Source organism: Corynebacterium mycetoides, assembly GCF_900103625.1.
Taxonomy (GTDB): Bacteria; Actinomycetota; Actinomycetes; order Mycobacteriales; family Mycobacteriaceae; genus Corynebacterium; species Corynebacterium mycetoides.
This window is the reverse complement of sequence record NZ_LT629700.1, coordinates 1,406,080-1,430,768: the sequence shown is the minus strand read 5'-3', so window position 1 is coordinate 1,430,768 and position 24,689 is coordinate 1,406,080. Positions and strand designations below refer to the sequence as shown.

Below are 24,689 nucleotides of genomic sequence, written 5' to 3'. Positions count from 1 at the left end.
AAAGATGACTGTTGCTATGAATAACACGACGACGAATGCGGCGGGCGGCATTTCGCCCCACCTCAAGGACTTGGAGAACGAGTCCATCCATATCCTGCGCGAGGTGGCGGGACAGTTTGACAAGGTCGGGCTTCTGTTTTCCGGCGGCAAGGACTCCTGCGTGGTCCTCGAGCTGGCGCGCCGCGCGTTCGCGCCGGCCGCGATGCCGATCGAGCTGTTGCACGTGGACACCGGGCACAACTTCCCGGAGGTGATCCAGTTCCGCGACGAGATCGTGGCCGAGTACGGCGTGCGCCTGCGGGTGGCCGAGGTCCAGGACTGGATCGACCGCGGCGACCTCGTGGAGCGCCCCGACGGCACCCGCAACCCGTTGCAGACGGTGCCGCTGGTGGAGACCATCGCCGAGGTGGGCTACGACGCCGTGCTCGGCGGCGCGCGCCGCGACGAAGAGCGCGCCCGCGCCAAGGAGCGCGTCTTTTCCATCCGCGACACCTTCGGTGGCTGGGATCCGCGCCGCCAGCGCCCCGAGCTGTGGGACCTCTACAACGGCGAGAAGCTGCCCGGCGAGAATGTGCGCGTGTTCCCCATCTCCAACTGGACGGAGGCCGACGTGTGGGAGTACATCGGCGCCCGCGGCATCCGCCTGCCGGAGATCTACTTCGCGCACGAGCGCGAGGTGTTCAACCGCGACGGCATGTGGCTGACGGCCGGTGAGTGGGGCGGGCCGCGCGAGGGCGAAACGCTCGAGGTGCGCCAGGTGCGCTACCGCACGGTGGGCGACATGTCGTGCACCGGCGCCGTCGACTCCGACGCGACGACGATCGACGCCGTCCTGGCGGAGATCGCCAACTCCACACTCACCGAGCGTGGCGCGACCCGCGCAGACGACCGACTCAGCGAGTCCTCCATGGAAGACCGCAAGAAAGAGGGCTACTTCTGATGAGCGCTCCTGTCACTGACATCCTCTCCCAGCGCCAGACGCTGCGCCTGTGCACCGCCGGCTCCGTCGATGACGGCAAGTCCACCTTCGTGGGCCGCCTCCTGCACGACACCAAGAGCGTGCTGGCGGACCAGCTCGCCTCCGTCGAGCGCACCTCCGCCGACCGTGGTTTCGACGGCCTCGACCTTTCCTTGCTTGTCGACGGCCTGCGCGCCGAGCGCGAGCAGGGCATCACCATCGACGTGGCCTACCGCTACTTCGCCACCGACAAGCGCACCTTCATACTGGCCGACACCCCGGGCCACGTGCAGTACACCCGCAACACGGTCACCGGGATGTCCACCTCCCAGGTGGTGGTGCTGCTGGTCGACGCCCGCAACGGCGTCGTCGAGCAGACAGTGCGCCACCTCACCGTCGCCGCGCTGCTGGGCGTGAAAACCGTGATCCTCGGCGTGAACAAGATCGACCTGGTCGACTACTCGGAAGAGACCTTCACCGCGATCCGCGACACGTTCGAGGCAAAGGCCGCCGAGCTGGGGATCGAGGACCCGCACGTCGTGCCCATTTCCGCCCTCAAGGGCGACAACGTGGTCGAGCGCTCCACCCACATGGACTGGTACACCGGCCCGACCGTGCTGGAGCTGCTGGAGGAGATCCCGGTGAACTCGGGACGCGCCCTCGAGCTGGACTTCCGCTTCAACATCCAGTACGTGCTGCGCGAGCACGCTAGCGACTACCGCGCCTACGCGGGCCGGGTCAACGCCGGCGAGATCCGCGTCGGCGACACCGTCACGGCGGGCGGGCGCACCACGACGGTGACCCACATCGACACCGCCGACGGGGAGCTGGATTCCGCCCGCGCGGGGGATTCCGTCGCGCTGCGGTTGGCGGACGAGATCGACCTCGTGCGCGGCGACCTCATCTCCGCCGGCACCACCCCGGAGCCGGTGCGCGAGTTCCGCGCCACCGTGGTGGGCCTGACGGACAAGTCTGTCGGTGCTGGCCAGGCCGTCAAGGTCCGCTACGGCACGGCCCTGGAGAGGGGGCGTGTGGTGGGCGTCGACAAGCTCATTGACATCGATTCGAGCGCGAATGACATCGACCAGGCCGAGTCCTTCGGCCTCAACGACATCGCGCACGTGACCATCCAGGTCGCGCGCGAGCTGCCCGTCCAGGAGTACGCCGCGCGCGGCGCCATGGGCAACTTCCTGCTCGTCGACCAGGCAAGCGGCTCCACCCTCGCCGCGGGTCTCGTGGGAACCCGGCTGAGGTAGATCCGGTGCACGCCCTGATCACGCTGTCGCACGGTTCGCGGCACGACTGCGCCCAGCGCGGGGTCGAACGCTTAACGGCGGCGGCGGCGATCTCCCTCGGGGTGGACGCGGTTGATGCACACCTCGAGTTCACGTCCCCGGATCTGACCGGGGCGGCCCGCGCCGCTGCCGACGCCGGGTACACCAGCGCGGTCGTCGTGCCGCTGCTTTTTACCCGCGCCTTCCACGCAACCAAGGACGTCCCCGCGGCGTTCGCGGCGGCGCGCGAGGCCACGGGGCTCGACCTCGTGCTCGCCGACGGCCTCGGCCAGGGCGCGGACGTGGTGGACGTGCTCGCCCACCGCCTGCTTCTCGACGCCCCCTCCGGCGCACCCGTCATCCTTTACCCCGTGGGCACCTCCAACGCAGCCGCCGCCGCGGCCACCGTGGCGCTGGGGGAGGAGCTCGCGCGCGTCAGCGGACACGAGGTCACGGTGGTCCCCGCCACGGGCACCGGCGATCTGATCGGCAACAGCGGCATCACAGCGGCCGCGCGGTCGCGGGAGCGAATGCACCTGCTGCCGCTGTTCGTCACGGACGGACTCCTGCTCGACCGCGTCACCGGCGCCCTGGGCCACATCCAGGACGCGACGGGCGCGACCTTTACCCACTCGGCACCTCTGACCACAGATCTGTCGGACATCGTCGCCTCGCGCTACCGCGAGGCCCTGCACCGAAACACCGGAAGGCACGAGACCTAACATGAACAACCTCACTACGCTGATTCTCATCGCTGTGGCTGGGCTGGCGGCCCAGCTTGTCGACGGCGGCCTCGGCATGGGGTTCGGCGTCACCTCCACCACCATTTTGGTTATGCTCGCCGGCCTCGGGCCGGCGCAGGCCTCGGCCGTCGTGCACACCGCTGAGCTGGGCACCACTTTCGTCTCCGGCCTCTCGCACTGGCGATTCGGCAACGTCGACTGGAAGGTCGTTGCCGCCATCGGCATCCCGGGCTCCATCGGCGCCTTTGCGGGCGCCACCGTGTTGTCCAACCTGTCCACCGAGGTGGCCAAGCCGATCATGGCGCTGATTCTCGCGCTCATCGGCGCGAACCTGATGCTGCGTTTCTCCCGCGGGCTGACGCAGCGCAGGTCGACCTCAAAGCCCCACTCCCGCGGTTTCCTGGGCGGGCTCGGCTTGTTCGGCGGGTTCGTCGACGCCACCGGCGGCGGCGGGTGGGGCCCTGTTACCACCTCCACGCTGCTGGCGGCAGGGCGCTCCGAGCCGCGCCGCATTGTGGGCACCGTCAACACGGCGGAGTTCTTTGTCACCTTCGCGGCCACGGCGGGCTTCCTCATCAGTATGTGGCAGGATCTGGTGGCCAACCTCGCCGCGGTTGTCGCACTCCTCATCGGCGGCGTCATCGCGGCCCCGCTCGCGGCGTGGCTGGTCACCCGCCTCAACCCGATCCTCCTCGGCGGGTTCGTGGGCACGCTCATCGTGGCGCTCAACTTGCCGACGGTGCTCAAGGCCATCGGCCTGGACGACAACCTGTGGGTCGTGCGCGTGCTCGTGATCGCGATCGGCGCGGTGCTGTGCTACCGCGGCGCCGTCAAAGCCCGGGCCAACTCGCGTGCCGCGTCAGAAAGGGAGCAGCTGAAAGAAGACCTCGGCGCGGCAGAAGGCGCGGAAAACCACGCTCGATCCCGCTAAGGTCTTCGGGGGGTCTTCGGGGGGTCTTTGGGGGTTGTACCCGGCGTTTTCCCTACGAGATGCGTCGGGTCCACTCATCGCTGGAGAACTTCGCGTCCACCAGCTCCTGGCCCGCGGCGAGGTCGGCGTCGGTAAGCTCGCCGCGCGTGGCGGGGTAGCGGGACATGAACGTGGAGATCAGCGTCTCGATCACCTCCGAGCGCGAGACGCCGGTCTGCCGGCGCAGCGGGTCGACGCGCTTCTTGGCGGACCGCACCCCCCTGTCGGCCAGCTTGACCTTGGCCGGGCGCAGCACCTCCGCCATCTTGTCGGCGTCGATGTCGTAGCTCATCGTGGTGTGGTGCAACACGGCGCCCGGGACGCGCTTCTGCGCGGCGCCGCCGATCTTGCCGCCGTCGGAGGTGATGTCGTTGATGGGCACGTACCACGCGTTGACGCCGAGCTGCTTCAACCCGGCGAGGACCCACGCGTCGAGGTACTGGTACGAATCGACGTAACTGAGCCCCCGCACAATGTCGTCGGGCATGTAGAGCGAGTACGTCACGCAGTTGCCGCCCTCCATAAACATCGCCCCGCCGCCGGAGATGCGCCGCACCGGGACGATGCCGTGGCGCTGCACCCCCTCCGGGTCGAGTTCGTTGCGGTAGGACTGGTACGAGCCGAACACCACGGCCCTGTCCTCCCACTCCCAAAACCGCAGCATGGGGCCCTTGCGGCCGGCGCGGACCTCCTCGAGCAGGTACTCGTCGAGCGCCACGTTCAGCGGGGTGGGCAGCACGGGGGAGTGGATTACAGTCCATTCGTAATCGGTGATGTCCTTGGCGTCGACAAGCGCGCGGCGCGTGACCACCGCAACGTCGCGCGGGGAGAACCCGTGGAGGTCGACCCCGTCGATGTCGGCGAGTGCCCGTTCCACGCGCTCCTCGAGGATGTCGGTGACGTCGCTGACGCTCGCACCGACCAGCGCGTTGTTGATGGCGTCGTACGCTTCCTCCGGCTCGAGGAAGAAGTCCCCCGAGATGGTGGCGGCGGTGATTGTGTCGCCGTCGTCGGTGATGTCGGCCACGACGAGTTTGCCGCCGGTGACCTTGAGTGCAAAGTGGTGCTTGTTCATGTACGCGACTATAACCGGCTGATATGGAAGATGACGTGACACTGACTTTCGCCGAGGAGGCGGGCATCGAGCTCGACAACGCCGCCGGCCCGTTGTTCCAGCTGCTCACCCTGTGCATGCTGCAGGCGAAGCCGATCACCTCGTCCGTCGCCGTGGCCGCCGCGCGCGGGTTGTTTGCCGCGGGCTTGACCTCCCCGCGCGCCATGGTGGACACGCCGAGCTCCACCTTCATCCAGGTTTTCGGCCGGGCGGGCTATGCGCGTTACGACGTCTCCACGACCGCGCGCCTGAAAGCCATGAGCGAGCAACTGATGCGGGACTACGACGGGGACCTGCGCGCTCTGCGCGCCGGCGCGCCGTCGTCACTGCAGCTTTTCGACGGGGTGGGCCCAGCGTGCGCGCGCATGTTCGCGCGCGAGGCGCAGGGGGTGTGGCCGGAGCTGGCGCCGGTGTTTGACGCGAAGGCGCTGCAGGGCGCTCGGATCCTCGGCCTGCCGGAGGACCCGCGCGAGCTGGCGGCCGTGAGCGACGACCTGCCGCGCTTCGCGGCGCGGTTGGTCAGGGCCGCCCTGAAGCGGTAGTTACTTCTGGGTCAGCTCATCTACGAGCGTGGCGACCCGGGCGTCGATGTCGTCGCGAAGCAGTCGCATGCGCTCCATGCCCCCGATGCCGCGCAGCGAAGGCTCGTCGGTCTCCCAGCGTTCGAGGGTGCCGCGGGCGTCGGCGGGCAGCTCGAGCTGGGCGTCGGTGCCGAGGATGATGGTGCGGTCCACCCGGCGCAGCAGCTCGGGGTCGACGGCGGTGGGGCGGCCGCCGGACATGTCGGCGCCCGCCTCGGCGATGGCCTCGACGGATTCGGCGTTGAGCGTCGTGCCCGGGGCGGTGCCTGCGGAGTGCACCTCGAGGCGGTCGCCCGCGCGCTTGCGCGCGAGTGCCGCGGCCATCTGGGATTTTCCGCCGTTGCTGACGCAGACGAAGAGGACGGACGGGGTGTGGGTCATCGCGGGTTTCCTTTCAGCGCGGGGGAAGAGTGGGGTCGGAGGGGAAGAGTTTCGTGCCGGCCCACACCATGAAATATACGAGTCCGACGAGAACCGGGATCTCGATCAGCGGTCCGATCGTGCCCGCCAGGGCCTCGGCGGAGGTCGCGCCGAAGGTGCCGATGGACACGGCGATGGCGAGCTCGAAGTTGTTGCCCGCCGCGGTGAAGCTCACCGAGGCCGACTGGGCGTAGCCCATCCCGGTTGCCTTGGACGCGGCGAGCGCGATGGCGAACATGCCGATGAAGTAGAGCAGCAGGGGCACGCCGACTCGCGCGACCGTCCACGGCTGGGCGACGATCTTGTCTCCCTGCAGCGAGAACAGCAGGACGATGGTGTAGAGCAGTCCGATGAGCGCCAGCGGCGACACCGCGGGCAGGAACGTGTTTTCGTACCACGCCCGGCCGCGCGTCGCCTCGCCGATGATGCGGGAGAGCGCCCCGGCGGCAAGCGGGACGCCCAAGAAGACGGCGACGGAGCCGACGATGGCGGTCAGGGAAAACTGCGCGGATGCGGTGTCAAGCCCCAGCCAGGAGGGGAGGACCTGCAGGTAGAACCACCCCAGGATTCCGAACATGAGGACCTGGAACACGGAGTTGATGGCCACGAGCACTGCGGTGGCCTCGCGGTCGGCGCAGGCGAGATCCGACCACACTAGGACCATCGCGATGCAGCGCGCCAGGCCGACGATGATGAGGCCGGTGCGCAACTCGGGCTGATCCGGCAGGAAGATCCACGCCAGGGTGAACATCACGGCCGGGCCGACGACCCAGTTCAGGGTGAGAGACACCGCCATTAACCGTGTGTCGGAGGCGATCGCGCCGGCTTTGTCGTAGCGGACTTTGGCCAGCGGCGGGTACATCATTACCAGCAGACCGAGTGCGATGGGCAGGGAAATTCCCCCGACCTCCATCGCGCCGAGGGCGCCGGGGACGGCGGGGATGAATCGGCCGATGGCCAGGCCGGCGCCCATGGCCAGCAGGATCCACACGGGGAGAAACCTGTCGAGGAAAGACAGGCGGGGAAGAGTGCTCGGTTGCGTCACAGAGCAAGGGTAAACCACGCGCCGGGCGTAACAAGAAGTGCCCTGTACCGGCGGCACCGCGGAACAGGTGACGGAGCTGGGGCGATTTCGGTGATGTAACAACATGTGGAGCACCATCTATTAGTCAATTGTTATCTTTTTCGATACCTCGCCGCAATGTTTTTGCGGCGAGCAAGCTAGATGGAGCATTTATAGTGTTCAGATTTAAGTGGATTCTCGCCGCTATAGGCGCCGTGGTGGTGGCCCTCGGCGGGGTGGTGGCCCCCGCCGGAGCGCAGGAAGTGCCAAACGGAAGCTCTCTCCTCGTCGGTTCGTCGACGGCGCACGGATTGGACGCCTACGCCATGGGCGACTATGTCCCACCGGTTGAGGAGCTTAACTCCGCGTTCGGCTGCGCCGAGCCCACGGCGGATCCCGCCGCAACGAAGACCGTCGTGCTCGTCTCCGGGGTCGCCGCCGACATCTTCCAAACGTTCGGTTCCAACTTCATCCCGCAGCTCACCGAGCAGGGCTTCGACGTGTGCTGGGTGCAGCCTCCGCACAGTGGCCGGGGTGACCTCACTCAGACCGCGCTGTACGTCGCCCAGGGCATCAAGCTCGCCCAGGCACGCCTCGGACGAGACGTCAGCGTCATCGGGCATAGCGCGGGCACGCCCGCCGCGATGTGGGCCATGCGTTACGACGCCAGCGCCGCGGCCCTGGTGGACGATTTCATCTCACTCGCCGGCGCCGTGCGCGGCACGACGTTGATTGAGCCGGTGTGCGAAGTGGTGGTTACTTGTCCCGTCATCGCCTGGCAGATGCACCCGCGTTCGAAGTTCCTGCAGGCGCTCAACGCAGCTCCCCTGCCGGAGAACATCGATGCCACCAGCATCTTCAGCAAAACCGATCCGGGCATCCAGCCGGCTCACTTGGCCAGTTCCATCCTCGGCGGCACGAACATTCCGGTCCAGGACGTCTGCCCCAACCAGTACGCGGGCCACATCACCCTGCTGCTCAACAACACCGCCTACCAGCTGGCGTTCGACGCCTTGAACAACGATGGCCCGGCGAACCCGGCGCGTATCGCGCCGGCGGACTGCGGGCGCCTCCTCGCTCCGCATACCAACCTGCTCAACCTGGTTTCGGTGCTTCACGCGGCACCGGAGTACTTGGCGGCACTGGGCGAGCCTCGCTACCTCTCCGAGCCCGAGCTGCCGAGCTACGCGCGGGGCGATGTCGTTGACCCGCATGAACACGGCGGCATCGCGGAAGGCTCCAGCGCTCGCCTCGCCGAGGCGTCCAGCACCGTGGGCAGTGGTCTGGTGGGCAGCTCCACGACCACCCTCGGTTCCTCGTTCTAGCCACGACGCCGCGCTAAGCGACGAAAAAAGCTCCCCCCGGTATGAAACCGGGGGGAGCTTCTGTAGAACTGGCGCGGTAGTGCTACTTCGCGAACTCCGTCACGATCGCCTTGTTGAAGGCAGGCAGATCCTCCGGGGTGCGCGAGGAGATGAAGCCGCCGTCAACGACGACTTCCTCGTCCACCCAATTGGCGCCGGCGTTGCTCAGGTCCGTCTTGAGGGACTTGTAGGAGGTGAGCTTAACGTTCTTAATGACGTCTGCCTCGGTGAGAATCCATCCGCCGTGGCAGATAACACCGACCGGCTTATCCGCGTCACGGAACTCCTTGACCAACCGCACGGCCTCATCGTCGGTGCGGATGGTGTCGGCGTTGCCGGTGCCGCCCGGCAGGATAAGGGCGTCGTAATCCTCGGCCTTCGCCTCGGCGGTGGTGAGGCTAACCGGGACCTTCGTGCCGTTCTTGCCCTCGATTTCCCCGGACTCCGTGGAAATCACGTCCGTGGTGGCGCCGGCCGCTTCCACGGCCTCCTTCGGGGAGGTCAGCTCCGAATCCTCGAACCGGTCGGTGGAGATAATAGCGATTTTCTTTCCTGCGAGGTCAGCCATTGTGGCGATCTCCTTCCACAGTGTTGATTGTTGTAACTACACGATCCACGGTAGAGAAAAACCCGGTGGTCTGCAGAAAGTGCAGGCCACCGGGCAGGAACGCTACGCGTCCTTCGCGTCGTCTTCGATCGCGCGGGTGCGTCCGGGGACCTCTCGGTCGTAGCGGTGGGGGGGAGCTTCCTGAGAGGAGGGCACGCGGGTTGAACCTCTCTTCTGGCTCACCGGTGTGGGTGACTGTCCTTCCCTGCTGCGTCCGATCGCGCGCATCCGCTCGCGTACAGCCACGAACGCCTCCTTGGAGTCCAAGGTCTGGCTTTGCTGAGTCGCGATCTTGATGTCATCGGCTGTGATCTCACCGGCGCGCAGCGAGACCATTTCCGCCCAGTAACCGAGGAAGACGGCGGCAACCGCGGCAACAGGCACCGCCAGGAAAGCGCCGACGATGCCGAACAGGGTTCCCCCGAGGGCGACTGCGAGGAGGACGACTGCCGCGTGCAGGCCCATCGCGCGCGACTGCAAGACAGGCTGCAAGATGTTGCCCTCTATCTGCTGAACCGCGACGACGAGGATGAGGACGAGGATGGCGTTGGTCAGCCCGTTGGAGACCAGAGCGACGATCACAGCGAGCGCGCCAGCGGTGAAGGCGCCGATGATCGGGATGAAGCCTGCGAAGAACGTGATCACAGCAAGAACCGGCCACAGCGGAACACCGAGGATGATCAAGCCGACGCCGATGAAGAACGCGTCCACGGCTGACACGAGGGCCTGGGTGCGGATGAATCCGGCGAGAGTGTTCCAGGATCGCATGAGCACTTCCGTCAGGTGCCAGCCTGTCTTCACGCCCATGTACTTGCGCAGGAAGGGGAGGAAGGAGTCTCCGTCCTTGAGGAAGAAGAAGGTCAGAATCAGCGTGAGAACCAAGGTGGTTCCGATACTCGCTACCGCGCCCAGGCCGGTGAAGACGCCGGAGGCGATATTCGACGCCTGGCTGCGCACAAAGTCCGCCGCCTGCGAAATGCCCTGCTGGATTTGATCACCTTCGACGAACGTGAGGTTCTCTTCGGCCCACGCGATGATCTGGTTGATGCCCGCCTGCGCCTGGGTCACAAGCTGTCCGCCCTGATCGCGGACTATCGGTGCCATGGCCGCGATGATGGCGCCGAAGATGGCGAAAGCGCCGACGATGACCAGGAGGACGGCGAGCGCGGCGGGAAAACCTTTGCTGCGCAGGAAACGCACGGGCGGCCACAGCACCGTGCACACAATCAGGGCGAGCAGCACCGGCAAGACCCCGAACCACACGTAGCGCAGCAGGTAGAGCAGTAGTGCGGTGGCAGCGACGAGAATGATGAAACGCAGAGCCCACGCGGCGGCTGTTCGACCGTCGGAGGCGATGATGTCGCCCTTGTCGACGGGCGCGCCCGAGAGTTCCTGGGCGGCGTCCGCCGGAGTGGGGAACATCGTCGGCTCCTCGACCGTCGTGTCGAGGGCGCCCACGAAATCCCTGCTGTCCCTGTCGTCCTGATTGCCCGAGGCCCGGCCCCGCTCGGTGCCGGGCCGTTCGGTGCGTCCGTTGTCTTTGCTCACATTGACTTATCTTGCCAGATGGGCGGGACGGCTGTGCAGAACGTTTACGGAGGGACATTCCCCGACATGGCGCCACCACCGTCGCGCGAGCAGCTCGCGTTTTCCGGGGTGATTTCACCGTGGGTCTCGGGTTCATTGACGACATCGCGCGGTTGACCTCGCAGTTCGGACTTTTTTGCAGAAAACCAGTCGCCTGATGCCGCAGATGTGTAACCTCTGTCACACCACGTTGTTTTCCCTAGGAAAGGAATCTTAGTGACTGTCTACCCCAACCCCGGAACCGACGGCTCCTCCGTCACATTCAGGAAGCGCTACGACAACTACATCGGCGGCGAGTGGGTCGCCCCTGCCGACGGCGAGTACTTCGAGAACGTCACGCCCGTCACCGGCGAGGTTTTTTGTGAGGTTGCCCGGGGCAAGGCTGCGGACATCGAGAAAGCGCTCGACGCCGCCCACAAAGCCGCGGACGCGTTCGGCCGCACCTCTCCCGCGGAGCGGGCGGGCTTGCTCCTCAAAATTGCCGACCGCATGGAGGAGCGCCTCGAAGACATCGCCGTGGCTGAGACGTGGGAGAACGGGAAGGCCGTGCGCGAGACCCTTGCGGCCGACATTCCCCTGGCCATCGACCACTTCCGCTATTTCGCCGGGGCGATTCGCGCTCAGGAGGGGCGCCTGTCGCAGATCGACGAGGACATGGTGGCGTACCACTTCAACGAGCCACTCGGCGTGGTGGGCCAAATCATCCCCTGGAACTTCCCGCTGCTGATGGCGGCGTGGAAACTCGCGCCCGCGTTGGCGGCCGGCAACGTGGTGGTGATGAAGCCGGCGGAGCAGACGCCTGCCTCCATCCTCTACCTGATGGACATCATCGGCGACCTCATCCCGGCCGGCGTGATCAACATCGTCAACGGGTACGGAGACGAGGCAGGCGCGGCGCTGTCCGGGTCGGACCGCATCGCCAAGATCGCCTTCACCGGCTCGACTGAGGTGGGCAAGATCATCAACAAGGCCGCCGCGGACAAAATCATCCCGGTTACCCTCGAACTCGGCGGCAAGTCTCCCGCCCTGTATTTCGCCGACATCATGGATGCCGACGACGAGTTCCGGGCCAAGGCCGTCGAAGGCTTCGCCATGTTCGCGCTCAACCAGGGCGAGGTGTGCACCTGCCCGTCGCGCGCGCTGGTGCACGAGTCCATCGCAGAGGAGTTCCTCGAGCTGGGCGTGCAGCGTGTCAAGCAAATCACCACCGGCAACCCGCTCGATACCACTGTGCAGATGGGCGCGCAGGCCTCGCGCGAGCAGATGGACAAGATCACCGGCTACCTCGATATCGGCCCGAAGGAAGGCGCGGAGGTGCTCACCGGCGGCGGCGTGAACCGCATCGACGGCCTCGACGGCGGCTTCTACATCGAACCGACCGTGTTCAAGGGCACCAACGACATGAGGATTTTCCAGGAGGAGATCTTCGGCCCTGTGCTGTCCGTGGCCACGTTCAAGGATTTCGACGAAGCGATCTCCATCGCCAACGACACGATCTACGGCCTCGGCGCCGGCGTGTGGTCGCGCAACGGCACCACCGCCTACCGCGCGGGTCGGGCCATCCAGGCCGGTCGCGTGTGGGTGAACCAGTACCACAGCTACCCGGCGCACGCGGCCTTCGGCGGCTACAAGCAGTCCGGCATCGGGCGCGAAAACCACCTCATGATGCTGGCTCACTACCAGCAAACGAAGGCCCTACTGGTGAGCTACTCCAACAACCCGACCGGCCTGTTCTGATTCCGCCGCACCAGCACGCCTCGACGATGTCCGGGGCGTGCGTTTTGGCGTCGATAAGCAGGCGAAAAGAATGAAGCATGGATTGTGTGGAACAACTTTGGCCACAGGCGAGTTGTGTAAGTTGAGTGTGAACGGCTCAAGGCGGCGTCCCGGCGTGTATAGTGGGGTGGCAGAAGTTGAGTCGGATGCATTCAACTTGAACAAACAACACAGACAAACAACAGCGTTAAAGGAGTTTCACACATGGCACGTGCAGTAGGCATTGACCTTGGTACCACGAACTCGGTGGTTGCTGTCCTCGAAGGCGGCGACCCTGTCGTTATCGCCAACTCGGAGGGCTCGCGCACGACCCCGTCGGTCGTCGCATTCGCCAAGAACGGCGAGGTGCTCGTCGGCCAGTCCGCGAAGAACCAGGCGGTGACCAACGTCGACCGCACCATCCGCTCCGTCAAGCGCCACATGGGCGAGGACTGGACTGTGGACATCGACGACAAGAAGTACACCCCGCAGGAGATTTCCGCCCGCATCCTGATGAAGCTGAAGCGCGACGCTGAAGCCTACCTCGGTGACGAGGTCGTCGACGCCGTGATCACCGTCCCCGCGTACTTCGAGGACGCCCAGCGCCAGGCAACCAAGGAGGCCGGCCAGATCGCGGGCCTGAACGTGCTGCGCATTGTCAACGAGCCCACCGCGGCGGCTCTCGCGTACGGCCTAGAGAAGGCCGACAAGGAGCAGACCATCCTGGTGTTCGACCTCGGCGGCGGCACCTTCGACGTCTCCCTCCTCGAGATCGGCGACGGCGTGGTCGAGGTGCTCGCCACCGCCGGCGACAACGAGCTCGGCGGCGATGACTGGGACCAGCGCATCGTCGATTGGCTGGTGGACAAGTTCAAGGCGCAGAACGGCATCGACCTGACCAAGGACAAGATGGCGCTGCAGCGCCTGCGTGAGGCCGCGGAGAAGGCGAAGATCGAGTTGTCCTCCCAGCAGCAGACCTCCATCAACCTGCCGTACATCACGGTGGACGCGGACAAGAACCCGCTGTTCCTCGACGAGACCCTGACCCGCACCGAGTTCCAGAAGATCACCTCCGACCTCCTGGACCGCACCAAGGCGCCGTTCAACCAGGTGATCAAGGACGCCGGAATGTCCGTCGGCGACATCGACCAGGTTGTCCTGGTCGGCGGCTCGACCCGTATGCCGGCCGTCTCCGAGCTGGTCAAGGAGCTCTCGGGCAAGGACGCCAACAAGGGCGTGAACCCGGACGAGGTCGTCGCCGTCGGCGCCGCGCTCCAGGCCGGCGTGCTGCGTGGCGACGTCAAGGACGTGCTGCTTCTCGACGTCACCCCGCTCTCGCTCGGCATCGAGACCAAGGGCGGCGTGATGACAAAGCTCATCGAGCGCAACACCACGATCCCGACGAAGCGCTCCGAGACCTTCACCACCGCTGAGGACAACCAGCCGTCGGTGCAGATCCAGGTCTTCCAGGGCGAGCGCGAGATCGCGTCCGCCAACACACTGCTCGGCTCCTTCGAGCTCGGCGGCATCGCGCCCGCCCCGCGCGGCGTGCCGCAGATCGAGGTCACCTTCGACATCGATGCCAACGGCATCGTCTCCGTGTCCGCCAAGGACAAGGGCACCGGCAAGGAGAACACCATCACCATCCAGGATGGCTCCAAGCTGTCCCAGGAGGACATCGACCGGATGATCAAGGACGCCGAGGCGCACGCCGACGAGGACCGCAAGCGCCGCGAGGAGCAGGAGACCCTCAACAACGCGGAGACCATGGCGTACCAGACCCGCAAGTTCATGGACGAGAACTCCGACAAGCTGCCCGAGGACCTCAAGACCCGCGTCGGCGCCGCCGCGGACGCGGTCGACGAAGCGCTCAAGGGCGACGACCTCGAGGCCATCAAGTCCTCCGTGGAGAAGCTCACCACCGAGTCCCAGGAGCTGGGCAAGGTGCTCTACGAGGCCGAGGCCAACACCGGCGCGACGCAGGCCGACGTCCCGGCAGACGACAACGTGGTCGACGCCGAGGTGGTTGAGGACGATGACACCGCCGGCGAGGCCGGCACCGCCAACTCCGACAACAAGTAAGGACGGATGAGATGACGAACCCGACCAACTCTTCTATGCCGGACGACCCGGGCGCGCCGGAGAACACCGACGAGCAGTACGTCTCTCCCGACCAGGCCGAAGCCCTGGCGGAGGAGGCGGCGGAGACCGCCGCCCTGGACGCCGACGACGAGCCCATCGGAGACTTCTCCGACGCCGAGATCGAAGACGTGCTGGCCACCGATACGCCCGCATCCGAGATCAGCCCCGACGCCGACGGCGACGGGGTGGTTTCGGAGGCGGAGCTGCAGCTTGCCGAGCGCACGGAAGACCTGCAGCGCCTGTCCGCGGAGTACGCGAACTACCGCCGCCGCACAGAGCGCGAACGCACTCAGATCGCGGAGCAGGCGAAAGCCCGCGTTCTCACGGAGATGATCCCGCTGCTCGACGATCTGGACCTCGCCGCCCAGCACGGCGACCTGAACGAGGGCCCCCTGAAGGCATTCTCGGACAAGTTTCGCGCGGTGCTCGACGGGCAGAACGTGGAAGCATTCGGCGCGGAAGGCGACGCCTTCGACCCGGAGATCCACGAGGCTGTGCAGGACCTCTCCCAGGGTGACAACAAGGTCGTGGGAACGGTGCTGCGCAAGGGCTACCGGGTAAGCGGGCGCCTCGTGCGCAACGCGATGGTGCTCATCGGCGATCCGCAGGCCGACTCCGCTCACGGGGCCGACGGGGCCGACGCCTAAAGCCACCATAAAGCCACCATGGTGAAGCCGGGACCGGAGATACGCGCAGGCGCTGTTTCCGCCCCGGCCTTCGTTTTTACGTACTTAGACTCACATAAAACTTAAGCAAAAGACTTTCCACGAAATCACCACAGGCACTACAAAGACAATGACACATACCGAAAGGAGGGTGAATCATGGCGATGCAGCAGGAGTGGGTGAACAAGGACTACTACGGCGACCTCGGGGTGAGCTCCACCGCGAGTGCAGCCGACATTAAGAAGGCGTACCGCAAGCTCGCGCGCGAGAATCACCCGGACAACAACCCCGACAACAAGGCGGCCGAGGAAAAGTTCAAGCGGGTCGCCGAAGCATACGACGTGATCGGCGACGAGGCGAAGCGCAAGGAATACGACGAGCTCAAATCGATGGTGAACTCCGGCGGCGGATTCGGCCGTTTCGGAGGGGCAGGAGGCTCGGGATTCCCGGGAGGGTTTCGCTCCACGTCGACGCAGGACTTCGACCTCGGAGACATTTTCGGATCCGCCGCACCTGGCGGACAGGCTGGAGACAGCGGCTTTAGTGATATCTTCGGTGGCATCTTTAACCGCGGCGGCGCTGCTGGCAGGAATGCTCGGCCGTCGCGGGGGGCCGACGTCGAAACCGAAATAACGTTGAGCTTCCGCGAAGCGGTACAGGGCACCACGATCCCGCTCGAGCTCACGGGCGATGCGCCGTGCACCACGTGCCACGGCTCGGGCTCGCTTAGCGGAAAGACGACGACGTGCCCCCACTGCTCCGGCTCCGGCTTTCTGCGGGAGAACAGCGGGGCGTTCGGGATGGCGCGGCCCTGCCCGTACTGCGGCGCCACCGGGGAGATTATTGAGGACCCGTGCCCAACCTGCTCGGGCACTGGTACGGTGCGGCGCGCGCGGTCGATTACCGTGCGCATCCCGGCCGGTGTCATCGACGGGCAGAAAGTGCGCCTGGCCGGCCAGGGTGAGGCCGGACCCAACGGCACGCCCGCCGGCGACCTGTTCGTCTCCGTCCATGTGGAGCCGGACACGGTGTTCACGCGCTCGGGCGATGACCTCGAGGTCACCATCCCCGTGTCGTTCGGGGAGCTTGCCCTGGGAGGGACAGTGACTGTGCCCACGCTGGATAACCCGGTCAAGGTCAAGGTGCCCGCCAACACCCCCGACGGGAGGACCCTGAGGGTGAAAGGCCGTGGCGTGCCGAGGAGGTCCGGCACGGCGGGAGACTTGCTAGTTACCGTGCAGGTGGTTGTTCCGAGCTCCCTGGACGCGGCGGCGACGTCCGCGCTGCGGGCCTACGCCCAGGCTGAGAAGGACTCCGGGTTCGACCCCCGCGCGGACTGGGCCGGATTGAGCTAGGGAGGTGAACCCCACGTGTCTTCCCGCACCGACAACGAGGAGTACTTCGTCATCTCCGTTGCCGCCGAGTTGACAGGCATGCACGCTCAAACCCTCCGCACCTACGACCGCATGGGGCTGGTCAGCCCGATGCGCACGAGCGGGGGAGGGCGCCGGTACTCGCGCCGCGACATTTCGCTCCTGCGGCGCATCCAGCACCTCTCGCAGGAGGAGGGAGTCAACCTGGCCGGGATCAAGACCATCATTGAGCTCACCAGCCAGATTGAGGAGTTGCAGGAAGAAAACGACCGGCTGCGCAAGAGCGTGAACTCCGCGCCACGGCGCGGCGGCGAACTCGTCCACGTCCCGCGGTCGACGGCGGTGGTGGCGTGGGATCCGGCGCCTTGGCGCCGCAGGCGCTAAGCGGGTGAGAGCTCGCCAGAGTAAAAGCGAATACCCTGCACCGGGCCAAAGCTGGTGCAGGGTATTTGCGTTGAGCGTCTCTCAGATCACTGCGTGCGCAGTGTGAGCGCTGCTAGCTGTCAGCGGCGTGCGCGGCGCACAACCTGCTGCTCCTCGCGGTTGAGCACGGAGCGTGCACCGGCTGCGCCGGCGAGCGCGGAGATGAGCGCGCCGATGATGAGGCCGGCGAACGTCCACCACGTGCCTTCTGCCGCCTGCGGTGCGACCTCGTTATAGGTCTCCTGGGCCTGCTGGGCGACCTGGTCGGCCGTCTGGCCAGCCTGCTGCTGGGCGTTCTGCGCATCCTGCTGGTCAACGTTGTTCTGAGCAGCCTGCGCGTCCTGGGAGGTGACGTTCACGGCGTTGCCGGCGGACTGGGCCACGGTGCCGAGCGCGGAGCCGAGGCCACCGATGATGGATGCGCCGAGCCATCCGGTGAGAACCAGGGCGGCGATCAGGGACGTCGCCCATGTGGCGAAGCCGTGGAAGAGGCCCGCGCGCACGCCGAGCGCGCCGGAGACGTAGCCGGCTGCGGCGAACGCGAGAGCCAGGGAGATCAGGGCGAAGATGCCGGTCGCGGTCGCCGACAAGCCCTGCAGGCCCATCGCGGCGGCGCCGACGCCGAGAAGAATCATGATGCCGAGGAACGTGACGACACCTGCGAAGATGGCTCCCCAGGAGACGTTCCCGTTGGATACGTCGGTGGAGTCGGTGCCGATCCAGGCTTCCTGGCCGGTGTGATCGCCGTCAGCCACGGTCGCGTCAGTCTCATAGGCGTAGGACTCGGAGCCTGCCGGAGCGTTCCCGGCAGCGCGGCGGGTGGTGGTCTGGCGGACACGTGCGACGCGGCCGGTATCGCCTGCGTTCTGCGGGTTAGTCATGTTTTCTCAGAACCTTTCATTTGTGAACCGATTGGCCCGCCACCCACCGTACCGACGGTTCTCACAGCACACTGTTCCGATTCGATAACAATATCCGCATATGGCAGTAATGCTATTTTGTCTCGGCTCACTTCAGTCCGCTCACTTCAGTTCAATCGACGCCACCGATCCCAGGTGCCGGATGTTGCGCCGCGCCAGGTTCACCATGCGGCCGATGCCGCCGTCGAGAACCTCCTTCACGCCCGCGGTGGTGAACCCCTTGAGCATGCCGAAGCTGATGTCCGGCGGAAGGGACAGAGCGTCGGGGTCGGTGACGATGTCCACGAGGGCGGGGCCGTCGTGCGCAAGGGCGTCGGCAAGCGCCCGCTCGAGGTCGGCCGGGTCCTCGACGCGGAAGGCCGTGATGCCGATCGCCTCGGCGATGGCGGCGTAGTTGACGGCGGCGTGGTCGGTCTGGAAATCGGGGAAGCCCTCGACGATCATCTCGAGCTTGACCATGCCCAGTGAGGAGTTGTTGAACACGATCGTCTTCACGGGCAGGTTGTGCAGCTTCACCGTCAGCAGCTCGCCCATGAGCATGCTCAGGCCGCCGTCGCCGGACCAGGAGATCACCTGCCGGCCGGGGTTGGCGGCCTGAATGCCGATTGCCATCGGCAACGCGTTGGCCATGGTGCCGTGCAGGTAGGACGCCATTTCTCGGCGCGAGCCGTTGGGGGTGAGGTAGCGCGACGACCAGACGTTGCACATGCCGGTGTCGACGGTGACGTAGGCGTCGTCGGCGGCGAGCTCGTCGAGAACGGACGCGGCGAGCTCGGGGTGGATGGGCGTGCGCGACTCGCGGGCGGGCTCGGTGTAGGTGTGCACCACGTCCTCGAGAAGCTGGGCGTGGCGGGCGAGCATCCGGTCGAGGAACGAGCGATCCGTCTTTTCCTCCACGTGGGGCAGGATGTTGGCGATGACGCTCTTCACGTCGCCGACCACGGGGTAGGCGACCGGGGTGCGGCGGCCGATGTGGGCGCCGTCGATGTCGATCTGGGCGACGTTGTCGCCGGGGAGCCAGTCGGTGTACGGGAAATCGGTGCCCACCATGATGAACAGGTCGGCCTGCTGCGACGCCTCGTAGCAGGCGCCATAGCCGAGGAGCCCCGACATTCCCACGTCAAAGGGGTTGTCGTACTCGATGAACATCTTGCCGCGGAAGGAGTGCCCGATGGGCGACTTGATCTTCTCCGCCAGGGCGAAGACCTCCTCGCGGGCATCGCGGGCGCCGTAGCCGCAGAACATGGTCACGGTGTCGGCCTCGTTGATGGCCTGCACCAGCGCCGCCGCCTCCGTGGGGTCGGGGAAGACGCGCTTGCCCTCGCCGCGGGCGTAGGCGGAGCCCAGCGTCGTCTCCGGCGTGTCGGTGGCGGTGTCCGCGAACACGTCGCCCGGCACGACCATGACGGACACCCCGTTTCCGGACAACGTGGACTGCACGGCGTTGTGCAGCACGCGCGCGCCCTGTGCCGCGGAGTGCACGACCTCGCGGTAGCCGGAGCACTCCTGGAAGATGTATTCGGGGTGGGTGGCCTGGAAGAAGTCGGACCCGATCTCGCCGGAGGGGATGTGGGAGGCGATCGCGAGGACCTTGGCGCCGTCGCGGTGCGCCTCGTACAGGCCCTGGATGAGGTGGGTGTTACCCGGGCCGCACGACGCGCCGCACACCGCGAGTTCCCCGGTGGACAGCGAGTCCGCGCCCGCGGCGAAGGCGGCGGCTTCCTCGTTGCGGACGTGGATCCATTCGATGCCGGAGGTGCGCACGGCGTCCGACAGCGGGTTGAGCGAGTCCCCGACGAGGCCGTAGATGCGCTTCACGCCGAGGCTTTCCAAGGTAGTGACAAGTTGCTGAGCAAAAGAGTTGGCCATGGGCCCGATAGTACGTGGGATCACTTATCCCCTGCGCGCGCGAAGGCGTCGAGCAGCACGGGGTCGGTGAAGTACGAGCTGTGGCCGCCACGCACGCCGTCGACACCCGTGGCGCCGAAGGACTCGGCGGACGGCGAGTACCCGTGCGCCGCGTCGTGCCGAAACCGCGTGGCGGTGATCGGGTCGCGGTCGGCGTCGGCGACGAAGACCTGCGGGTCTGCCCCCAAGAGCTCAAGCTTGTCGACGCTCGGGGCAGCGACCCCGGGAGAGCCCAGCAACCAGAGATCGTCGACGTAGAGCCCCGGGTCCTCCGCGGCCCGCGCCGCCACCACGGTCCCGTAACTGTGCGCGAGGATCGACTGCCGCGCGCCGGGGTAGCGCTCGTGCAGCGCGGCCTGGAACTGGGCGAGCTCCACCCCGCCGGCGCGGGCGGCGGCCGGGTCGATGCCGTGGATGACACTCGGCGGCGGGACGTAGCCCTGCCACACCACAACCGGCCCGCCGGTGGCCGCGGCGATGCGGCGCGCCTTGTCCAGCTCGCCCGCCAGCTTGTCGGGGTGACCTGTGGAAACGCCGGCGACCATCGTGGTCACCCGCGCCGGGTCCGCCAGTTTGTTGGGATCCCCCACCATTACGGTGGTCCCGCCGGGTCCCGTCTCCAGCACCAAGCCGCCGGCGGCACGGATGTCGCCGGCGGTGGAGGCGGGCAGGGTCGAGATCAGGCGCGCGTCGATCGCCTCGAGGGTCTCGCCGGGGTGGTCCGCCAGCCTGTCGCCGCGCTCCGGGCTTCCCGCCACCAACTCGCGCAGGGCACGCGCCGTGTTGAGGTCCAGCAGCCAGGCGATGAGGTTGAGCTGGTAGACCACCTCAGCCAGCTTCAGGTTGAGCGCGACGTACGCCAGCTCGTCGAGCTTTTCCTGCGTGCTCGCCGTCCCGGCCAAGATGTGCGCCGCGTGCTCCAGAAGCGCCGCCGCGGAGACGAGCTTGTTGCTCCACACGGGGAAGCCGGCCAAGGCCATGGCCGCCGCTGCCCCCGCGAAGCCCGCGGCCGAGATCACCTCCGGGGTGGTGTCCACCGCCGACGCCCGCGTCCGGCTCGCCGCGGCGGCCTGCGACAGCACCGCGGAGGCGGCACGTAGTTCTTCCGGATCCAGGCGCGGGTTATACATCGCCGACCCCCTCAAGCGCCGCGCCGAGGTCGGCGTCTATGGCGCAGACCGCCTCGACGAACGCGGCGATGGATGCGCAGCGGGCTTGTGCGGCGTTGGTGTGGGCGTCGACACGCGAAAGCGCGTGGTCCTGGAAACCCCGCAGGGCCGCGGCCGTGGCTCCGCGGGGGAGACGGGCGCGCGGTGGCGGCGGGAAAATGGGCAGGGCGCCGCGCGCGGCGGGGGCGGTATCGGTGCTGAGCTGGATAAAGTCCTGAGATGAGTTCATGGGCGCAGAATGGCCGAGACACGCGCCGGGGGCAAGGGGCGCCGAATTTTCTGTGGATAACCCGGGGTTGTCCACATACTGTGGTGCCCATGAAGATCGCGCTCTTGCAAATCATCAGCGGGCCTGATAAAGGCGAAAATGTGGCCCGTGCGTCGGACGGCATCCGCGAGGCGGCGGCGAGCGGTGCCACGCTCATCGTGCTTCCGGAGGCCACCAGCCAGGCCTTCGACCAAGGACGGCTGGACACGCAAGCCGAAGACCTCGACGGGCCGTTTTCCGTAGGCCTGCGGGACGTGGCCGACGAGCTCGGGGTGACCGTGGTCGCCGGCATGTTCCGCCCGGCCGACACCAACGGGGACCTCAACCGCGTGTACAACACAGCGCTTATCACCGGGCGGGGCGTGCACAAGGGCTACGACAAGATCCACACCTACGACGTCGCCTCCTACAAGGAATCCGCCACGGTCAAACCGGGCCGCGACCTGGTCACCTTCGTCCACGAAGACGCGGTGGTGGGCCTGGCCACCTGTTTCGACATCCGCTTCCCCGAGCAGTTCAAGGCGCTCGCGCGCCTCGGCGCCGATCTCATCGTCGTGCCCACCAGCTGGGCAGACGGGGCCAACAAACTGCTGCAGTGGCGGGCGCTGACGGTCGCGCGCGCGTTGGACGCCGGGGTGTTCATCGCCGCCGCGGGCCAGGCGCGCCCCGGCGGGCGCGCCCGCGCCGGGCAGGCGAGCGGGCCCACCGGCATCGGGCATTCCGTGGTCGTCGCCCCCGACGGGCGCCGCGTCGCGGAGGCCGGCTACGAACCGGACATCGTCTACGCCGAGATCGACGTGCGCGAGGTGGAAAACGCCCGCGCCACCCTCGATGTCCTGTCCTGGCCCGCGGGTTAGGGCTGGTAGGACCAGTCGGCGGGGGCGTCGGGGCTGATCCTTAGCGCGCGCGTGGCCGCGCCCTCCGGCAGCCCCAACGCGCCGATCGCCCGGTGCGGCCCGCACAGCACGACCCGCCCCGCCAGGGCGGGGGAATCCTCCATGGTGAGCCACGCCACGGACGCGGCCAGGCGCTCGAACACGTCGCGCTGCGGGCAGTGGCCCGCGAGGTGCACCCGGGTGCGCGGAGGGTCATCCAGCTCGAGGGCGGAAAATACGATCGCCTTCGCCGCGGCGGAGCCGGTGCCCACCGCCGTGATGCTGAGCTCCTCCCCGGCCAGCTCCGGCGAGTCCCCGCGCGCCGCGCCCATGGTGATGTAGCCGCCGACCTCCGGGGTGAGTTCGTCGCGGACGTGGAACTCCAACTGCCCGAACGGGTTCGACGGCAGCGCCGGCGCCAGGTTGCGCCACACGCCCTGGCGCCCCACCTGCATCACCGGAAGGTACTGCCCCGGGGCGTAACTGACAGGCATGCCCGCCTCCACACGCACGACCGTGATCGCGCCCCCGTCGCTTGTCACAGATAAGACCCGCGCGGCCGCGGCGGCCGGAACCCCCTCCACGTCGGCGGCCGCGGCCGCTCCCGCCATCACGGCGGCGGCGTCCTCAAGCACGAAGCGCGCCTCAATCCCCGCCCCCACAACCTCGCGGACAACGCGGGCAACAACCTCGTACGCCGTCGGCGGGAACCCGAAACGGCGCAAATCCAGCGCCCACGCGCGCAGCTTGCGCTGGGCCACCTCCGGCAGGGACGCGGTGTCGCGGGAGACGAGGAACACGTACGTCATAGCGTCGACAAGCTCGGGCGAAACCTGGCGGGCGCCTGCAGGGAACAAGCCCTCCCCCTGCGGGAGAGCCGACGTGATGCCTGCGAAGAGCTGCTCGCGGACGCGCTCGCGCTCCTCGCGGAGAATGGCCAACTCGCCGGAGAATCGATCCATGCGCCCCAGAGTACTAATTCAGTGAAGCCCCGCGGTGTCGATTATGGTCACGCCTGTGGACTACACCCCTTATTCTCTGCTTACGGATATCGGATGGATTTCCATCCTCCTCATTGTTGGCAACGTGCTGCGCAACAGGCTCAAAGTCCTCCAAGCGCTGCTGCTGCCCGCGCCGATTACCGCCGGGCTCATCGGCCTGCTTCTCGGCCCCGAGGTGCTCGGGCTGATCAACTGGTCCGATCAAGTGGGCACCTACACCACGCTGCTCATCGCGGTGGTGTTCGCCTCCATGGCGTACTCCATGGACCTCGGCGGGTCTGTGGCATCCGGGGCGCGCAACATGTGGGCCTACTCGACCGCCATGTTCATGGGGCAGTGGGGCCTGTTTATCCTGCTCGGGTTGTATCTGTTCGCGCCGCTGTTCGGCACCGAGCCGTGGTTCGGCATGATGCTGCCGGTCGGTTTCGTCGGGGGATTCGGCACCGCGGCCGCGGTGGGCTCGTCGCTCGAGGGCATCGGCATCGCCGAGGCGTCCTCGCTCGGGTTCACATCCGCCACCGTCGGCACGCTCGTGGCCATCGTGGGCGGCGTGATCGTGGCCAACTGGGGCATCCGCAAAGGCAAGGCCACGGAGCTGCAGGGTGCGCTGCCGGAGGATCTGCGCACCGGCTACATCGAAAATGAGGTGGACCGGCCCTCCATCGGCAGGGCCACCACGAACCCGTCGTCCATCGAGCCGCTCGCCCTCCACGGCGGGTTCGTCGTGTTCACCGTGCTCATCGCTTACCTGGTCAACGACGCCATCATTAACCAGTGGCCGAGTGTGTCCATCCCGCTGTTCGCCATGGCGTTCGTCATCGGCCTGCTCGGCCGCACGCTGCTGCGCGTGCTCCAGCGGCCGAACTATCTGGACCGCGACACGATTGGCTCCATCTCGGGCGCGGCCACCGACTACATGATTGCCTTCGGCATCGCCTCCATCATCCCCGCCGCGCTGGCCGACTACTGGCAGGCGCTCATTCTCATGTTCGTGCTGGGCACCGTGTTCTGCGTGGCGTGGATGCTGTGGGCCGGCCCGCAGTTCTTCGGCGAGTACTGGCTCGAGCGCGGCATCTTCGGCTGGGGCTGGGCGACCGCCGCCGTGGCCACCGGTATCGCGCTGCTGAAGATGGTCGACCCGAAGCTGAAGTCCGGCACGCTCAACGAGTACGGCGTGGCCTACGTCGGCTTCGCGCCCTTCGAGATCGGTATGACGATTCTTGCGCCCATCGCCGTGATCGCGGGATTTACCACCGGATTCGGCTGGATCGTCTTCGCTATCGCGGTCGCGGTGTTGATCCTCTCCTACGCGCTGAAGTGGGTGCCCGCGTCGAAGTACGGCACCGGCGCTCCGGCGCCGGGGGGCGGGTCTACGCGGATACAGACGGTGACGAAGGCCGACTAGGACTTCTGGGGATAGATGTCACACCGGAGCATTTTAGGGCCGCTGCGACCTGGGGTTTTGCACCGCCGCCGGCGCCGACCGTGACATCCGAGATGTCACGCCGG

At 67.0% G+C, this 24,689-nt stretch carries 23 protein-coding genes; 13 read left to right on the top strand and 10 right to left on the bottom strand.

The features are described from left to right. Positions 1–16: 16 nt before the first annotated feature. Genes cysD through BLS40_RS06845 form a run of 4 tightly spaced genes read left to right on the top strand, consistent with a single transcriptional unit; the run spans position 17 to position 3,906 of the window. A complete protein-coding gene (gene cysD, locus BLS40_RS06860) occupies positions 17–940 on the top strand; it encodes a sulfate adenylyltransferase subunit CysD (protein WP_092150471.1) in 924 nt (307 codons plus the stop codon). After that, the gene (locus BLS40_RS06855; RefSeq protein WP_092150468.1) at positions 940–2,214 is read left to right on the top strand and encodes a sulfate adenylyltransferase subunit 1; all 1,275 of its coding nucleotides are present in this window, start codon (positions 940–942) and stop codon (positions 2,212–2,214) included. Before cysD ends, BLS40_RS06855 begins: the two co-directional genes overlap by 1 nt. Before the next feature lie 5 nt (positions 2,215–2,219). Further along, a complete protein-coding gene (locus BLS40_RS06850; protein ID WP_092150465.1) occupies positions 2,220–2,954 on the top strand; it encodes a sirohydrochlorin chelatase in 735 nt (244 codons plus the stop codon). 1 nt (position 2,955) lies between these two features. Further along, complete coding sequence (locus tag BLS40_RS06845) at positions 2,956–3,906, top strand: sulfite exporter TauE/SafE family protein (RefSeq protein WP_092150462.1); 951 nt, start codon at positions 2,956–2,958, stop codon at positions 3,904–3,906. A gap of 52 nt (positions 3,907–3,958) precedes the next feature. Here BLS40_RS06845 and BLS40_RS06840 read toward each other — a convergent pair whose 3' ends face one another. After that, positions 3,959–5,020: a lipoate--protein ligase family protein gene (locus BLS40_RS06840; RefSeq protein ID WP_092150459.1), complete on the bottom strand. Its 1,062-nt coding sequence runs from the start codon at positions 5,018–5,020 to the stop codon at positions 3,959–3,961. A gap of 35 nt (positions 5,021–5,055) precedes the next feature. On the opposite strand from BLS40_RS06840, the gene BLS40_RS06835 reads away from it, so the two are divergent. Beyond that, entirely contained in the window at positions 5,056–5,601 is a 546-nt protein-coding gene (locus BLS40_RS06835; protein ID WP_231908408.1) for an endonuclease, read from the top strand. Here the strand turns inward: BLS40_RS06835 and BLS40_RS06830 are convergent, their stop codons facing one another. Both BLS40_RS06830 and arsB read right to left on the bottom strand, forming a co-directional pair. Then, positions 5,602–6,021 (bottom strand): arsenate-mycothiol transferase ArsC, encoded by a 420-nt coding sequence (locus BLS40_RS06830; protein WP_092150454.1) that lies wholly within the window; start codon positions 6,019–6,021, stop codon positions 5,602–5,604. Between the two features lie 13 nt (positions 6,022–6,034). Next, positions 6,035–7,105 (bottom strand): ACR3 family arsenite efflux transporter, encoded by a 1,071-nt coding sequence (gene arsB, locus BLS40_RS06825; RefSeq protein ID WP_407922401.1) that lies wholly within the window; start codon positions 7,103–7,105, stop codon positions 6,035–6,037. A gap of 194 nt (positions 7,106–7,299) precedes the next feature. Between arsB and BLS40_RS06820 the strand changes: the two genes are divergently transcribed. After that, complete coding sequence (locus tag BLS40_RS06820; RefSeq protein WP_231908407.1) at positions 7,300–8,448, top strand: alpha/beta hydrolase family protein; 1,149 nt, start codon at positions 7,300–7,302, stop codon at positions 8,446–8,448. Between the two features lie 82 nt (positions 8,449–8,530). On the opposite strand, the gene BLS40_RS06815 is transcribed toward BLS40_RS06820, so the two are convergent. Further along, on the bottom strand, positions 8,531–9,055 hold the full coding sequence (locus BLS40_RS06815; protein ID WP_092150451.1) for a type 1 glutamine amidotransferase domain-containing protein: 525 nt from the start codon (positions 9,053–9,055) through the stop codon (positions 8,531–8,533). 102 nt (positions 9,056–9,157) lie between these two features. Further along, the gene (locus tag BLS40_RS06810) at positions 9,158–10,516 is read right to left on the bottom strand and encodes an AI-2E family transporter (RefSeq protein WP_092152214.1); all 1,359 of its coding nucleotides are present in this window, start codon (positions 10,514–10,516) and stop codon (positions 9,158–9,160) included. A gap of 381 nt (positions 10,517–10,897) precedes the next feature. Between BLS40_RS06810 and exaC the strand changes: the two genes are divergently transcribed. The 5 genes from exaC to BLS40_RS06785 all read left to right on the top strand — a co-directional run bounded on the left by exaC (position 10,898) and on the right by BLS40_RS06785 (position 17,000). Then, positions 10,898–12,418 (top strand): acetaldehyde dehydrogenase ExaC, encoded by a 1,521-nt coding sequence (gene exaC / locus BLS40_RS06805; protein ID WP_092150448.1) that lies wholly within the window; start codon positions 10,898–10,900, stop codon positions 12,416–12,418. Between the two features lie 243 nt (positions 12,419–12,661). Continuing rightward, complete coding sequence (dnaK, locus tag BLS40_RS06800) at positions 12,662–14,518, top strand: molecular chaperone DnaK (RefSeq protein WP_092150445.1); 1,857 nt, start codon at positions 12,662–12,664, stop codon at positions 14,516–14,518. A gap of 11 nt (positions 14,519–14,529) precedes the next feature. Next, positions 14,530–15,225 (top strand): nucleotide exchange factor GrpE, encoded by a 696-nt coding sequence (grpE, locus tag BLS40_RS06795; protein WP_092150442.1) that lies wholly within the window; start codon positions 14,530–14,532, stop codon positions 15,223–15,225. A 176-nt stretch (positions 15,226–15,401) separates the two neighbouring features. After that, positions 15,402–16,598 carry a molecular chaperone DnaJ gene (gene dnaJ / locus BLS40_RS06790; protein WP_092150439.1) on the top strand — a complete coding sequence of 399 codons (1,197 nt, stop codon included), beginning with the start codon at positions 15,402–15,404 and terminating at the stop codon, positions 16,596–16,598. Positions 16,599–16,676: 78 nt separating this feature from the next. Further along, the gene (locus tag BLS40_RS06785; RefSeq protein WP_231908551.1) at positions 16,677–17,000 is read left to right on the top strand and encodes a heat shock protein transcriptional repressor HspR; all 324 of its coding nucleotides are present in this window, start codon (positions 16,677–16,679) and stop codon (positions 16,998–17,000) included. Between the two features lie 119 nt (positions 17,001–17,119). Here BLS40_RS06785 and BLS40_RS06780 read toward each other — a convergent pair whose 3' ends face one another. The 4 genes from BLS40_RS06780 to BLS40_RS06765 all read right to left on the bottom strand — a co-directional run bounded on the left by BLS40_RS06780 (position 17,120) and on the right by BLS40_RS06765 (position 21,265). After that, positions 17,120–17,920: a hypothetical protein gene (locus BLS40_RS06780; protein WP_092150433.1), complete on the bottom strand. Its 801-nt coding sequence runs from the start codon at positions 17,918–17,920 to the stop codon at positions 17,120–17,122. A 141-nt stretch (positions 17,921–18,061) separates the two neighbouring features. Continuing rightward, complete coding sequence (locus tag BLS40_RS06775; protein ID WP_092150430.1) at positions 18,062–19,828, bottom strand: pyruvate dehydrogenase; 1,767 nt, start codon at positions 19,826–19,828, stop codon at positions 18,062–18,064. 20 nt (positions 19,829–19,848) lie between these two features. Continuing rightward, on the bottom strand, positions 19,849–20,997 hold the full coding sequence (locus BLS40_RS06770) for an alpha/beta hydrolase (RefSeq protein WP_092150427.1): 1,149 nt from the start codon (positions 20,995–20,997) through the stop codon (positions 19,849–19,851). Next, positions 20,990–21,265 (bottom strand): hypothetical protein, encoded by a 276-nt coding sequence (locus tag BLS40_RS06765; protein ID WP_092150424.1) that lies wholly within the window; start codon positions 21,263–21,265, stop codon positions 20,990–20,992. The genes BLS40_RS06770 and BLS40_RS06765 overlap by 8 nt, the downstream gene beginning before the upstream one ends. Before the next feature lie 89 nt (positions 21,266–21,354). On the opposite strand from BLS40_RS06765, the gene BLS40_RS06760 reads away from it, so the two are divergent. Beyond that, positions 21,355–22,161, top strand: a complete 807-nt coding sequence (locus BLS40_RS06760) for a carbon-nitrogen hydrolase family protein (protein WP_092150421.1) — start codon at positions 21,355–21,357, stop codon at positions 22,159–22,161. On the opposite strand, the gene BLS40_RS06755 is transcribed toward BLS40_RS06760, so the two are convergent. Next, the gene (locus BLS40_RS06755; protein WP_092150418.1) at positions 22,158–23,141 is read right to left on the bottom strand and encodes a ferredoxin reductase domain-containing protein; all 984 of its coding nucleotides are present in this window, start codon (positions 23,139–23,141) and stop codon (positions 22,158–22,160) included. The genes BLS40_RS06760 and BLS40_RS06755 overlap by 4 nt on opposite strands. 55 nt (positions 23,142–23,196) lie before the next feature. Between BLS40_RS06755 and BLS40_RS06750 the strand changes: the two genes are divergently transcribed. Beyond that, positions 23,197–24,585: a sodium/glutamate symporter gene (locus BLS40_RS06750; protein WP_092152213.1), complete on the top strand. Its 1,389-nt coding sequence runs from the start codon at positions 23,197–23,199 to the stop codon at positions 24,583–24,585. Positions 24,586–24,689: the final 104 nt, after the last annotated feature.

Bases quoted from the DNA above. Each gene is read 5' to 3' on its own strand.
- cysD (WP_092150471.1), top strand. From the start codon at position 17: ATGAATAACACGACGACGAATGCGGCGGGCGGCATTTCGCCCCACCTC.
- BLS40_RS06855 (WP_092150468.1), top strand. From the start codon at position 940: ATGAGCGCTCCTGTCACTGACATCCTCTCCCAGCGCCAGACGCTGCGC.
- BLS40_RS06845 (WP_092150462.1), top strand. From the start codon at position 2,956: ATGAACAACCTCACTACGCTGATTCTCATCGCTGTGGCTGGGCTGGCG.
- BLS40_RS06840 (WP_092150459.1), bottom strand. From the start codon at position 5,020: ATGAACAAGCACCACTTTGCACTCAAGGTCACCGGCGGCAAACTCGTC.
- BLS40_RS06830 (WP_092150454.1), bottom strand. From the start codon at position 6,021: ATGACCCACACCCCGTCCGTCCTCTTCGTCTGCGTCAGCAACGGCGGA.
- BLS40_RS06815 (WP_092150451.1), bottom strand. From the start codon at position 9,055: ATGGCTGACCTCGCAGGAAAGAAAATCGCTATTATCTCCACCGACCGG.
- BLS40_RS06810 (WP_092152214.1), bottom strand. From the start codon at position 10,516: ATGTTCCCCACTCCGGCGGACGCCGCCCAGGAACTCTCGGGCGCGCCC.
- dnaK (WP_092150445.1), top strand. From the start codon at position 12,662: ATGGCACGTGCAGTAGGCATTGACCTTGGTACCACGAACTCGGTGGTT.
- grpE (WP_092150442.1), top strand. From the start codon at position 14,530: ATGACGAACCCGACCAACTCTTCTATGCCGGACGACCCGGGCGCGCCG.
- dnaJ (WP_092150439.1), top strand. From the start codon at position 15,402: ATGGCGATGCAGCAGGAGTGGGTGAACAAGGACTACTACGGCGACCTC.
- BLS40_RS06785 (WP_231908551.1), top strand. From the start codon at position 16,677: ATGCACGCTCAAACCCTCCGCACCTACGACCGCATGGGGCTGGTCAGC.
- BLS40_RS06780 (WP_092150433.1), bottom strand. From the start codon at position 17,920: ATGACTAACCCGCAGAACGCAGGCGATACCGGCCGCGTCGCACGTGTC.
- BLS40_RS06775 (WP_092150430.1), bottom strand. From the start codon at position 19,828: ATGGCCAACTCTTTTGCTCAGCAACTTGTCACTACCTTGGAAAGCCTC.
- BLS40_RS06770 (WP_092150427.1), bottom strand. From the start codon at position 20,997: ATGTATAACCCGCGCCTGGATCCGGAAGAACTACGTGCCGCCTCCGCG.
- BLS40_RS06765 (WP_092150424.1), bottom strand. From the start codon at position 21,265: ATGAACTCATCTCAGGACTTTATCCAGCTCAGCACCGATACCGCCCCC.
- BLS40_RS06760 (WP_092150421.1), top strand. From the start codon at position 21,355: ATGAAGATCGCGCTCTTGCAAATCATCAGCGGGCCTGATAAAGGCGAA.
- BLS40_RS06755 (WP_092150418.1), bottom strand. From the start codon at position 23,141: ATGGATCGATTCTCCGGCGAGTTGGCCATTCTCCGCGAGGAGCGCGAG.